This is a genomic window from Buchnera aphidicola (Chaetogeoica yunlongensis), assembly GCA_039829965.1.
In the GTDB taxonomy this organism is placed as follows: domain Bacteria; phylum Pseudomonadota; class Gammaproteobacteria; order Enterobacterales; family Enterobacteriaceae; genus Buchnera_B; species Buchnera_B aphidicola_BA.
Genome location: CP139909.1, coordinates 411,631 through 425,497, shown reverse-complemented (window position 1 = coordinate 425,497; position 13,867 = coordinate 411,631). Strand labels below are relative to the sequence as shown.

Sequence of the window (13,867 nt, the reverse complement as noted above, 5' to 3'; positions counted from 1 at the left end):
TATTTAATATTTAAAATAAAATATTTAATCAATATTTTATAAAATTAATATATTTTAAAGTTTTGTATTGTATTTTAATGTTCAAATCAACAATTTTTAACAGTAAATTTATATTAATAAAGTGTATTAAAATTAAGATGATGCTTTATGTATAATACTTATATTAGTTTTCCTCATATCAATCCTATTATTTTTTCTGTGTTTTCTATTTCAATACGTTGGTATGGTTTTATGTATTTTTTAGGATTTATATTTGCTGTATGGAGAGGGAATGTTCAGGCTAAATATTATAATTTAACAAAAATTGAAGTCGATAATTTATTATACTCTTGTTTTTTTGGTTTGTTTATAGGTGGTAGAATAGGATATGTAATGTTTTATAATCCTATGTTTTTTTCACAGAATGTTTTATGTATATTAAAGGTATGGGAAGGAGGTATGTCATTTCATGGAGGTCTATTAGGAATTTTAGTAGTTTTATTATATTTTTCAAAAAAATTAAATAAAAAATTTCTTGATTTATCTGATTTCGTAGCTCCATTAGTACCATTTGGGTTAGGTTTAGGAAGATTAGGAAATTTTATTAATGGTGAATTATGGGGTAGAATAGCACCTAATTGTCCATTTTCTATTTTATTTCCCAGTTCTAAGTTATTAGATCTAGAATTATCAAAAGATAATATTCAGTTTCAACATTTAATAAATAAATTTGGTGTATTACCTAGACATCCATCGCAAATTTATGAATGTATTTTAGAAGGTGTTTTATTATTTTTTATATTAAATTTTTTTACAAAGAAAAATTTTAGTTCTGGTTTTGTGTCTGGTCTTTTTTTAATTTTATATGGTATTTTTCGAATTTTTTCTGAATTTTTTCGACAACCAGATCCACAAATAGGATTTTATTTAAATATTTTTAGTATGGGACAAATATTATCCGTTCCTATGATTGTATTTGGATTTTTTATTTGGTTAAATATTTTTTATCATAAGGTTATTTTAAATTTAGACATGTATGGAAAATTATATCAATTTGTTAAAAAAAATATTAAAAGATGGAAATGTTAGAAAAGATAGAACTGGGATTGGAACTCTGTCAATTTTTGGATATCATTTAAAATTTAATCTTAAGTTAGGATTTCCTTTAGTGACAACGAAAAAATGTTATTTTCCTGCTATAGTTCATGAACTTTTATGGTTTTTAAAAGGAGATACTAATATAAAATATTTAAATGATAATAATATATCTATTTGGAATGAGTGGTCTGATAAATCAGGAAATTTAGGTCCTATTTATGGAAAACAATGGAGATCTTGGGAATCTAAAGATGGAAAAATTATTGATCAAATTAGTCATGTAATAAATTTAATAAAAAAAGATCCTTATTCTCGAAGAATAATAGTATCTAGTTGGAACGTGGGAGATTTAGATAAAATGGCGTTACCACCATGTCATGTTTTATTTCAGTTTTATATTTATAAAAATTTTTTAAATTGTCAATTGTATCAGCGTTCTTGTGATGTATTTCTTGGATTACCTTTTAATATAGCAAGTTATTCTTTATTAATTCATATGTTAGCACAACAATGTAATTTAGAAGTAGGTAACTTTATGTGGACAGGGGGTGATGTTCATATATATATTAATCATATTAAACACGTAAAACAACAAATTATTAGGAAACCATATCCTCTTCCAAAATTAATTATTAATAAAAAACCTAAGGGAATTTTTAGTTATTTTTTTGAAGATTTTAGTTTGATTAATTATAAATTTCATTCACCTATTCGTGCCAAAATAGCAATATAAAGGTTGGATATATATCTTAGTATTTTTATTTTTAGAAATATAACTCCAAAAATAATTTCTCAGGATATTATTTATTTGTATAATTTATATGATATATCACAGGCATATTTATTTTATCATTAAAGGTATTATGTGACTAAGGGTTTATTATTTATTATTTCTGCTCCTAGTGGAACGGGAAAATCTAGTTTGATTCAGGAACTAATAAAAACTAGTTTTTTGCATACTGTTAAAGTTTCAATTTCTTATACTACTAGAAAAATGAGACTGGGAGAAATTCATGGAAAACATTACTTTTTTGTTTCAAATAAAAAATTTAAAAAAATGATTAAGGAAAATCAGTTTTTGGAATATGCAAAAGTTTTTAATCATTATTATGGTACTTCCAAAGATCAAGTTTATTATAATTTATCTATTGGTATAGATGTTTTTTTGGATATAGATTGGCAGGGAGCGAAACAAGTTCGTAATAAAATACCAGAATCTAAAAGTATATTTATCTTACCTCCATCTAAACAAGAACTATATAGAAGATTATATAATAGAGGGCAAGATAATGATTTAGTAATACAAAAAAGAATGAATCAAGCAGTATCTGAAATGAATCATTATGTTGAGTATGATTATTTAATTATTAATGACAACTTTAGTTTAGCTGTTTCTGATTTAAATAAAATAGTTAGAGTTGAGCATTTATCTAGAAAATTTCAAATAAAAAATAATAATTTATTAATTAAAAACTTATTAAATGAATAAAAATTTTTTATATAATATATTTTTATTCATTTAATTAATTGTATTCTTTTTTAATTTGTGTTGGTGAGTTTTCGTAGTTCTATTTTTCTATCAGTTTCTTTTAAAAATTTTTTTCGTAATCTTATAGATTTTGGAGTAACTTCTACTAGTTCATCTTCATTTATAAAACTAATTGCATATTCTAAAGTAATAGTAATTGGTGTTATTAAAGTAATCGCTTCGTCTGAACCTGATGCTCTCATATTAGTTAATTTTTTTCCTAATAAACAGTTTACTGTGAGGTCATTTTTTCTGTTATGTATACCTATAATTTGTCCTTCATATATTTTTTGTCCATGTGTTATAAATAATTTTCCGCGATCTTGTAAATTAAAAATTGAAAATCCAACTGAATAACCTGTTTTATTAGAAATTAAAACTCCATTATTACGTTGTTTAGTTGTGTCTTCGCTTACTTTTTGATAATGACTAAAAGTTGAATAAAACAGTCCTGATCCAGATGTTAATGTGGAAAATTCTGTTCTAAAACCAATTAATGACCGACTACTCATTACGCAATCTAATCTAATTCTAATTCCATTATGATTAGGTATAATATTTGAAATTTTTCCTTTTCTTTGTCCTATTGTCTGTATAATTATTCCTTGGTGTTTATTTTCAATATCTAAGGTAACTATTTCTATTGGTTCATGTATTAATCCATTTATTTTTTTTAATATTACTTTTGGTCGCGAAACTTCTAATTCATAACCTTCTCTTCTCATATTTTCAATTAATATAGATAAGTGTAATTCTCCTCGTCCAGATACAGAATAAGTATTAGTATTTTCTGTAGTTTGAATTTTTAATGCTATATTGTAATGTTCTTCTTTTTTTAAACGATTAAATATTTGTCTAGAAGTAAGATATTTTCCTTCTTGGCCTGAAAATGGTGAACTATTTACAGCAAAGAACATTTTAACTGTTGGTTCGTCGATTTGAATTTCTGGTAAAGTAATAATATTTTTAGGATCACAAATAGTATCTGAAATATTTAATTTTTCTATTCCAGTAATAGCTATTATGTCTCCAGATTTAGCTGAGTTTGTTTCAATTTTATTCAATCCTAAATATTTTAGTATTTTAATTATTTTTCCAGATTTTTTTAGTTGTTTATTATTGGTAATAATAACAGATTGATTGGGTGTAATAACTCCTTTATTAATTCTTCCAATTCCAATAATTCCTAAATAATTATCGTATTCTAATTGAGAAATTTGCATTTGGAAAGGATCGTTAGGATAGACTTTTGGAGCTGGTGTGTACTGTATTATGGCATTGTATAGTGGAGTCATATCAGATTTCATATGAGCATGAGAAGTTCCTGAGGTGCCTAGTAATGCAGAAGTATATATGATAGGAAAGTCAAGTTGTTCATCTGTAGCATTTAAACTTACAAATAAATCAAAGATTTGATCGACAACCCAATTTGGTCTAGAGCATGTTCTGTCTATTTTGTTTATAACTACAATGGGCTTTAATCCATAGTTAAAAGCTTTTTGTGTAACAAATCTTGTTTGTGGCATCGGTCCATCAAGTGCGTCTACTACTAATAAAACAGAATCTACCATAGATAGTATTCTTTCTACTTCTCCTCCAAAATCAGCGTGTCCTGGAGTATCAATAATATTTATTTTATATTTTTTCCATTGAATTGCCGTATTTTTGGATAAAATGGTAATTCCTCTTTCTTTTTCTAAATCGCTAGAATCCATAACTCTTTCAAGGAATTCTTTATGATTTTGAAAAGTACCTGATTGTTGAAGTAATTTGTCTACTAAAGTTGTTTTTCCATGATCAACATGTGCAATGATAGCTATATTTCTTAGTGTATGATTTATTTCTTTTGTCATAAGTATTAAATTTTAGTAATTAATATTAGTATATAATTTTATAATAATTAATAATATCATGTTTATGAATAAATATATTTTGTTTATTTAAATAATTGTTAATATTAATAATTAGAATTAAATTTTTATTGTTTAAGATAGGATATAATTCGCGTTGTATTTAGTTTTATTTTTTAATAGTGTTATATGTTTAATTATGCTAACCTATTCCAAGTTATTTTAAAATCGCTTAGAAATTAATTTTATGAATTATAATTCGACATTTTTTTTGAAAAGTATACATAATATTAGTAAAGAGAAATATAATTTTGGATCCGAAGTTGCATTTATTGGCTATTCTAATTCAGGAAAATCATCTACAATTAATGCTTTAGTTAATAAAAATAAATTAGCTAAAATTAGTAAAATTCCTGGAAGAACTCAGTTAATAAATATTTTTCAAGTTTCTGATGGAGTTCGATTAGTTGATTTACCAGGATATGGTTATACTACAGTTCCTCAGCATATATCTTTGAAATGGAAAAAAATGGTATTTAAGTATTTAAATATTCAAAAATGTTTGAAGGGTTTAATAGTTATAGTTGATATTCGTTGTTTAATAAAAAAAATTGATAAAATTGTTATAGATGCAGCTATTTTTTTGAATATTCCGATATTATTGTTATTAAATAAAATAGATAAAGTAACGTGGTCTTTTAAAAATAAACAATTATATTTGATTCGTGCTATAATGCATAGTTTATCAAAAAATATAATTGTAGAATTATTTTCTGCAAAAAAAAAAATAGGTGTTGATAAATTAAGATTAGTTGTAGATAATTGGTTAATTCACAAATAATATAGTAGTATTATTTTATTTGTTTAAAATTGTTATTTAATAATATAGAAATAAAATATTATTAATACATTTTATAATATTTTAAAAATACTATTGATTTTATAACATTTTATTTATATATTCTATTAAATATTTATTATTTAAAATAAAGTTTTACTTTATAGTATATACGTAATATTATTAGATGTAGTTAAAATTAAAGATTATTATTTTTTTAATAAAAAATAGTTAATAAATATATTATTTAGTAAGGATAAATTTATGAATATACTTGCATTAAATATGTTATTGTATGTTTTTAATACTCTTCAACCATATGCCTTTTTCTAGTAATTTTAACAAACGTTGAAAATTATAGTATTTAAAGATATATGATAATTTTTTTATGGATGGCGGTAACATAGTTAGTTTATCTATTATAATTAATTTTTTTGAAATATTAGTTTTAATAGTAGCTAATTTTTTTGATAGCAACGCTAAATTTTTGTAGTTTTTCAGTTGTTTATGTATTAATTTTGAATTTCTTATTGGATATTTAGATATTTTCTCTATATTTTCGTAAATTTTATTTAGTGAACCAAAATTTTTTATTAAATATAATGCTGTTTTTTTTCCTATTTTAGGGACTCCAGGAATGTTATCTGATGAATCTCCCGAGAGTCCTAATAGATCTGGAATTAATTTAGGAATAACTCCGTATTTTTGTTTTACTTTAGTTTCATCTAAAATTATGTCAGATGTACCTACTAAAATATTTATGTGACTATTGACTAGTTGTGCAAAATCTTTATCATAAGTACTAATTAAGATTGATTTATTTTGTGTATATAGTTTTTTTGCTAATGTTCCTATTATGTCGTCAGCTTCGAAAGTTGGTATCGAGATAATAGGTATACCTATATTTTTTATTGTATAAAATAATGGCATAATTTGTTGTTTTAATTTTATTGGCATTTTATTTCTATTTTTTTTATATGGTAAAAATATTTTATTTCTAAATGTTTTTTGGGGAGAATCGAAAGCTATTATTATTTTTGTATAAGGATACTTTAATAATATTTTTTTTACCATGTTTATTACACCAAATATTGCTCCGCATGGTTTGTTAAGATTATTTTTTAATGTAGGAAATGTATAATAGGCTCGATATAAATATGCAGTTCCATCTATAAGTAAGTAGTTAATTTTTTTTTCATTAATATTCATTTATATTAGAAATTTTTAGTTGGTTATTCATCGTATTAGATGAATATAAGGTATTTTTTAAGTTTTATATTTTTATTATACTTATATTTTATATAAATATTTATTGATTTTATGAATTTTTGTTTAATAGATGTTTAACTAAATTTATATATTTTTCAATAGCTTGTTTTGTAGATTTGTTGATAAAAATATCATTATTAATAATATATTTTTCATTTATTAATATAGTTGGTACGTGTGTTAGTTTTATTAGTTTTTGTAATTTTTCTTGTTGATAAATATATGATTTTATAATAGAGCTATTCATAAGTAAGTGATATTCTTTTTCATTGATATGTGTTAGTTTTAAAAATGTTTTTTTTAAATTAGATAAGTTAGTAATAGTGTGTGTTTTTTGTATTCCTTCAAAGATAGGAATAAAAATTTTTTTTTCTAATTTTTTAATTACAGATATAATCCATAGTTTAGTTAATAATTTTTCAAATTCTCCTCCTAATAAATTTACATGACATTTTAAAATTTTTATTTTTTTAGAAACATTTTTTTTAATGTTAGAATTAATATTATATTTTTTTTCTAAATTATAACAATAGGGACATATAAATGAGAAAAATTCTATAATAGATTTTTTATGAATAAAATTTTTGTTAATAGTAGTATAGTCTTTTCCAAAGACGTATGCATGATTTAAATTAATATACTCAAATAATATCAGGATAAGTGAAACTAAAAATTTTTTCATATTTTATAAATTATTTAGATGATATTTAAAATGAAACATATTTAAATTTTAAGTAAATATAATTATTTTTTAAGATATTATTTTATCTAAAATATCAAAATTATTCTAGATAAAATAGAATATTTCAGTGTAATTTTGTTTTAGTATAAAAAAACATATATAAATTTATAATATTTTATTTGAGACATTTAATAATGAATAAAAATAATATTTTGAATCATACTCCGATGATACAACAATATTTATCATTAAAATCAAAGTATCCTGATATATTTTTATTTTATAGATTAGGTGATTTTTATGAATTATTTTTTGATGATGCTAAAAAAATTTCTTGTTTATTAAATATTACTTTAACTAAACGTGGTTATTCTTTAGGTAAAAAAGTTCCAATGGCTGGTATTCCATATCTGTCGTTGAATTATTATTTATCAAAATTAATTAAAATAGGAAAATCAGCTGTAATATGTGAACAAACTGATATTCTAAATAAGGAATCTGGTTTGATAGAGAGAAAGATTTCAAGAGTAGTTACTCCAGGTACTACAATAGACGAATGTTTTTTAGATAATTTTAAAAATAATTTATTAAGTGCAATATATTATAGTAAGAAACAATTTGGATATTCTGTACTAGATTTATGTTCTGGCGATTTCTATGTATCTGCACATAATACTTTTGAAGATTTGTTATCAGAATTAAAATGTACAGACCCGGAAGAATTGTTAATACCAGAAAATTTTTTATATGTTAATTACTTTAAGAATCGAAAAGGTGTGAAGTTATGTTCTTCTCATTATTTTGAAGTTAATAGTTCTTATCGACAGTTAAATCTTCAATTTGGTACTATAAATTTAAAAAGTTTTGGTATAGAAAATAATAATTTAGTGATTTCTGTAGCTGGTTGTTTATTAAAATATTTAAAATCTATTCGATATTTTTCTTTACCGCATATAAAATTAATACAAATGAGACATAATCATGATTATGTATTTATGAATACAGCTACTCAAAGAAATTTGGAAATTATTAAAAATATTTCTGGAGGATATGATAATACTTTATTTTCGGTTCTTAATCATACTTCTACTGCCATGGGGAGTAGAATGTTAAAAAAATGGTTAAGTTTTCCTGTTAGAAATATTAATTTAATACATGATAGACAAAATAAGATTAAATTTTTAAGGACTATATATATGATTTTATCACCAATATTAAAGAAAGTTGGTGATTTAGAACGTATCGTGTCTAGAATAGCACTTCGTTTAGCATCTCCTAAAGATTTTTTGTCTATGCGTATTTCGTTATCTCAATTTTCTAAAATTGTCACTGTATTAAAAAATTTTAAATTAGATAATTTTAAAATTTTAAGTTTAAAAGAATTTAAAATTATACAAGAATTATTATTTCGAGCTATAAAAAGTTCTCCTTCATTAACAATTAAAGAAGGTAATGTTATTTCTGATAATTATAATGATAATTTAGATAAATGGAGAACGATAGAAAAAAGCGCTGAAAAATATTTACAAGAATTTGAAAGTAAAGAAAAGAAATTATTAGGTATAAAATCTTTAAAAATTAATAAAAATAAAGTATTGGGATATTATCTCCAAATTAGTAAGAAATATACTAAATCTATTCCAAAAAAGTATAATAAAATACAAACTTTAAAATATTACGTGCGTTATTCGCATCCAGAATTGATAGAGTATGAAAATAATTTTATTCGTGCAAAAGAAAAAAGTTTAGAAATAGAAAAATTTTTATATGATCAATTGTTTGATTTAATAATACCACATTTAGATATTTTAAGAAAAAGTGTTTTAGTGATTTCTAAATTAGACGTTTTGAATAATTTAGCAGAACGTTCGTGTGTATTAAATTATGTGTGTCCTAAAATTTCTTCTGAATATACATTGTCTATAATTGGTGGAAGACATCCTGTTATTGAAACTTTATTATTAACTCCTTTTATTTCTAATTCCATTAATTTGTCAAAAAAATCTAATATGTTAATTATTACAGGTCCAAATATGGGTGGCAAAAGTACATATATGCGTCAAATAGCTTTAATTGTAATTATGACACATATAGGAAGTTTTGTTCCAGCTAGTTATGCATGTATTAAAATATTTGATAAAATTTTTACTAGAATAGGTGCTTCTGACAATTTAGCTAGTGGGGAATCTACTTTTATGCTAGAAATGTCAGAAACAGCAAGTATTTTAAATAATGCTACATCACACAGCTTAGTATTAATAGATGAATTAGGTAGAGGTACTTCTATGCATGATGGATTATCTTTGGCTTGGGCATGTATAGAATATTTAGCACAAAAAATAAATTCTATGACTTTATTTTCTACTCATTATTTTGAATTAACAAAATTAGAGCATCATTTTTTTAATATAAAAAATGTTTATTTTGATGTTGTTGAATATGAAGATAAAGTTTCATTTATGTATACTTTAAAGTTTGGATCAATTAATAAAAGTTATGGTTTATTTGTTGCAAAATTAGCTAAAATACCTAGCTGCGTATTATTATCTGCGAAAAAAAAGTTAAATAAATTACTCCTTGAACGTATTAATAAGATTAGTTAATTGATGATTTAAATTAACTTTTGAATGGATTACAATTTAAAGATATAAAAATTTTTAATAATTAAATGATATATAAAATAAATTTTCATTATCTTAGTAATAGTCATAAAAATTTTTTTTAATAATATTAAAAATAATTTTTTTTAGTTTAGTAATTTATTTTAAAATTTAATGTGTGATATTTTAAATAAAGTTTATTTTGTTTTGTACTTTAAATTTAAAGATAAGATGTTAATTTCGTTTTAAAATTTTAATAAATTTATTGTAAATAGAAAACATGATTTTTTATACATATATTTATTAATAAAATTTTAAAAAAATGTTTGTTTAAATAATTAAAGGTATAATGCGATGTATAAAATAATGTATTCATATTAATACTATAGTGATTAATCATTTTTATTCATTTGTATAAAGTTAAAAGTATTATTATATTTCTATTTTAATATCATTTTTTAATTAGAGTTTTATTATAAATTTTATAGTGTTGTTAAAGTTTTTATAAATTATTTACAATAACGTTTATTTTATTCAAGTATATTAAATTTTTAAATTCTAAATTTTATCCAAGCAGAGAATAAATATGAAAAAATCAACAATTGGACTATTAATATTATTTTTTTGGTTGCAAATGAAGTTTATTTTTGGGCAAAATGGATTGCGTGAGTATATAAGATTAAATCGAGAACTTTCTGATTTAAAATCACAAGTATCTTATTATAAATCTTCTAAATGTATTTTAGGATATTAATTTTAAAATTTATTTTTAAAATATTTAGAGATATAGATTTTAATTTTATTGTTTTATGTTGTGAATATAGTAAAATTTTTAGATAATTTTTATATATTTACATAATATTAATTTAAATAAGTTGATTTATTTTTAGTACTATATGATTGTTTTTTAATAAATATTTAAATATATATGATACACATAATTATTATATTTAATGTTTTGTTTATATAGAAAATTAAATATTTTTTATCTAGATAAAAAATTAATTTAATATTGTTAAGTTGAAATGTTTTTAATTGATATACTTTATAATTTCATGTCTGATTAATATTAATAAGAAGTTATCTAAATAATAAATTTATAACAGGCAAGATTTAAAATTATTATGCCTGCTATATTTTTAGTTATAATAAAGAAATTAATATTTTTAGTTTTTAAAATGATAAGTTTTTTTTAAATATTTTAGTTTCCTTTCCTAGTTTTTCTTCTATTCTAATTAATCTGTTGTATTTAGCAACTCTTTCTGATCTGCACATGGATCCAGTTTTTATTTGTCCTGAATTAGTGCCCACAGCTAAATCGGATATAGTAGTATCTTCAGTTTCCCCGGATCTATGTGAGATAATGGTATTATAGTTTGAATTTTGAGCTAATTTTATGGTATTTAAAGTTTCAGTTAATGTTCCTATTTGATTAGGTTTAATTAAAATAGCATTTGCAATATTATTTTTTATTCCTTTTGCGAGAATATTACTATTTGTAACAAATAAATCGTCTCCAACTAATTGTATTTTATTTCCTAATTTTTTTGTTTGATATTTAAAACCAGTCCAATCAGATTCGTCTAAACCATCTTCAATGGAGATGATAGGATATTTATTTGTTAAAATTTCTAGGTACTGAGTAAATTCTTTTGCAGTAAAAATCTTTTGTTCATTCGTTAATTCATAAGTTTTGTTTTTTTTATTATATAATTCAGAGGCAGCACAGTCTATGCAAAAAGTTACATCTTTTCCTGGTTGATATTTAGATTGAAAAATAGCTTCTTCTAGTAGTAAGAATATTAATTCATTAGATTTTAAATTTGGTGCGTATCCTCCTTCGTCTCCTACAGTAGTACTAAATCCTCTTCGTTTTAAAATGAGTCCTAAGTTATAAAATATTTCTGATCCTATTTGTATAGCTTCTTTTATTGTATTTGCTTTAATGGGTTGAATCATAAATTCTTGTATATCAATATTGTTATTTGCATGTTTACCCCCGTTAATAATATTAATCATGGGTAACGGCATTAAAAATGCTTTTTCAGTATTATGTAAATTAGCTATATGTTGATATAGGGATATACCTTGTGATTTAGAGGCAGCTTTTGATACTGCTAAAGAAACTGATAATATAGAATTGGAACCTAGTTTTGATTTATTTGTGGTTCCATCTAATGTAATCATAATTTCGTCAATAGTTTTTTGATCACAAGCATCTTTTTTATGTATAGCATCAGATATAACATTATTTATTATTGATACGGCTTTTGTTACACCTTTTTTAAAAAATCTTGATTTATCATTATCTCTTAACTCAATAGCTTCTTTAGAACCTGTAGAAGCTCCTGATGGAACTGAAGCTGTTCCAATATATCCATTATTTAGATGGACTTCAGTTTCAACTGTTGGGAATCCTCGAGAATCGATTATTTCTCTAGATATTACTTTTTTAATTTTTGACATATTTTTCTCATAATAATTAATAATTAATATTTTAAATGTTATATGAGTATAAATTAATTTATTTTAAATTTTTTTATTGTATTGCTGTTTTTATAAAATTTATAAATATAGAGTGTTTACTTCTAGGTATGGAAGTTAATTTAGAATTAAATTTATAGATTTTAAACTAGAAATGGTTCGACAATTCAATTATTTTTATTATTTTTTTACTGAAGATATATCTGTAATTTGTGATTCATGTTTTTTTTGTTTTTTATATGCATATCTCTTATTTACTGCATATCTATATTTATGTAGTTTAAAAGTTATTTTTTAACTATATAATCGATAAAACATACTGTCAGTTTTTTTAAAAATTAGAAGTTTATATTTTTTTTTTTTATTTAATTACATCATCAAAAAATTTTTTGGTATAAAATAATATTTTTATTGTAAAATTTAAGATCTCACTAAAAATTTTTAGTTGATATCATTTTGTAGAATTAATATCTTATAAAATTTATTATTTTTATTGATAATTATATCGTTACAATTTGTGTATTTATATAAATCTATTTTTTTAAAGTTTGTTTTCTATTCTTTGGAATTAATCTATTTTATTTTTATAAATGATATTTATTATATGTTATTTAATCTTATTTTAATAAATTTAAAATTTTATTTTGTATATAAAAGCGATGATATATAATTTGATTAATTTTTTGTAAACATAATAATTTAGAAATTTTATAATTAAAGTAAATTTTTTTTTGATAAAATGACTGATTTTTTCATGCACTATAAAATAAATTAATTCTTTGATTATTTTATATAAAAATAGTAGATTTTTATTAATAAATTAATATGTCTTATTATGTTTCTATATTAATAATAGTTTTTTTATAGAATATTAAGTAATTTTTTGTATTTTTTTTCCTATTAAGGATATATAAGTAATTAAAGTTAAATATGTACAATGTTTTTTAGTATTTATAGCAACATTATACTATGTTTAAAAATGAAATTTATTTCATTTTTTTATGGATTTTTTAATTTTTAAAAGTGTTATATTTATTTTATTAAAAATATTTTAATTTTATTTTTAATTATATTGATTTTATTTATAATTATTTGAATAGAAGTACTTAAATTTTTTCTTATTTTTTTTTATTTAGTATTCGTGAATATATATTATCACTTTTATGGTAAAATTTTTATATCTTACTATTTTATTTTTAATAAAGCATTTCTAATTATTTTAGTGTCAGTTTTTTTTTGAATTATTTTTTTAAATATTTTAACATGTTGTATAGAAATAGATAGTGTTTGAATCTATGTTGATATATATGGTGTTAATGCTATAATATTTGTATTTAGAGTGTATACTTCAAGAATTAAAGTTGATAAAAACTATAACAATTATTTCTTAATTATGAAACAAATTTATTTTGTTTTAAAAATAAAATATTTTTATGTTAAGTATAAATTTTATTTTAATAGTAACATAATTTTGAATTGTTGAATAAATGACGAATTTATAAAATTTTTATTCGAAATAAAAACATTTAGTTAAGTATC

Annotated in this window: 10 protein-coding genes; 6 read left to right on the top strand and 4 right to left on the bottom strand. The window is 21.5% G+C overall.

Going from position 1 to position 13,867, the window contains the following annotated elements:
- Positions 1-147 precede the first annotated feature (147 nt).
- The 3 genes from lgt to gmk all read left to right on the top strand — a co-directional run bounded on the left by lgt (position 148) and on the right by gmk (position 2,566).
- Positions 148-1,068, top strand: a complete 921-nt coding sequence (gene lgt / locus UAR70_01890; protein ID XBC39613.1) for a prolipoprotein diacylglyceryl transferase — start codon at positions 148-150, stop codon at positions 1,066-1,068.
- The gene (gene thyA / locus UAR70_01885; protein XBC39612.1) at positions 1,016-1,810 is read left to right on the top strand and encodes a thymidylate synthase; all 795 of its coding nucleotides are present in this window, start codon (positions 1,016-1,018) and stop codon (positions 1,808-1,810) included. Before lgt ends, thyA begins: the two co-directional genes overlap by 53 nt.
- 132 nt (positions 1,811-1,942) lie before the next feature.
- Positions 1,943-2,566, top strand: coding sequence for a guanylate kinase (gene gmk, locus UAR70_01880; protein XBC39611.1), 624 nt, complete (start codon positions 1,943-1,945; stop codon positions 2,564-2,566).
- A 50-nt stretch (positions 2,567-2,616) separates the two neighbouring features.
- On the opposite strand, the gene typA is transcribed toward gmk, so the two are convergent.
- Positions 2,617-4,446 (bottom strand): translational GTPase TypA, encoded by a 1,830-nt coding sequence (gene typA / locus UAR70_01875; protein ID XBC39991.1) that lies wholly within the window; start codon positions 4,444-4,446, stop codon positions 2,617-2,619.
- Between the two features lie 256 nt (positions 4,447-4,702).
- Here typA and yihA point away from each other — a divergent pair, with 256 nt between their 5' ends.
- Positions 4,703-5,296 carry a ribosome biogenesis GTP-binding protein YihA/YsxC gene (gene yihA, locus UAR70_01870; GenBank protein ID XBC39610.1) on the top strand — a complete coding sequence of 198 codons (594 nt, stop codon included), beginning with the start codon at positions 4,703-4,705 and terminating at the stop codon, positions 5,294-5,296.
- Positions 5,297-5,581: 285 nt separating this feature from the next.
- On the opposite strand, the gene UAR70_01865 is transcribed toward yihA, so the two are convergent.
- Positions 5,582-6,502 (bottom strand): 5'-3' exonuclease H3TH domain-containing protein, encoded by a 921-nt coding sequence (locus UAR70_01865; GenBank protein XBC39609.1) that lies wholly within the window; start codon positions 6,500-6,502, stop codon positions 5,582-5,584.
- A gap of 109 nt (positions 6,503-6,611) precedes the next feature.
- Positions 6,612-7,244 carry a DsbA family protein gene (locus tag UAR70_01860; GenBank protein ID XBC39608.1) on the bottom strand — a complete coding sequence of 211 codons (633 nt, stop codon included), beginning with the start codon at positions 7,242-7,244 and terminating at the stop codon, positions 6,612-6,614.
- Positions 7,245-7,438: 194 nt separating this feature from the next.
- Here UAR70_01860 and mutS point away from each other — a divergent pair, with 194 nt between their 5' ends.
- Together mutS and UAR70_01850 are read left to right on the top strand one after the other, a co-directional pair.
- On the top strand, positions 7,439-9,847 hold the full coding sequence (gene mutS, locus UAR70_01855; protein ID XBC39607.1) for a DNA mismatch repair protein MutS: 2,409 nt from the start codon (positions 7,439-7,441) through the stop codon (positions 9,845-9,847).
- Positions 9,848-10,430: 583 nt separating this feature from the next.
- Positions 10,431-10,598, top strand: coding sequence for a hypothetical protein (locus tag UAR70_01850; GenBank protein XBC39606.1), 168 nt, complete (start codon positions 10,431-10,433; stop codon positions 10,596-10,598).
- 419 nt (positions 10,599-11,017) lie between these two features.
- On the opposite strand, the gene eno is transcribed toward UAR70_01850, so the two are convergent.
- The gene (gene eno / locus UAR70_01845; protein XBC39605.1) at positions 11,018-12,310 is read right to left on the bottom strand and encodes a phosphopyruvate hydratase; all 1,293 of its coding nucleotides are present in this window, start codon (positions 12,308-12,310) and stop codon (positions 11,018-11,020) included.
- Positions 12,311-13,867: the final 1,557 nt, after the last annotated feature.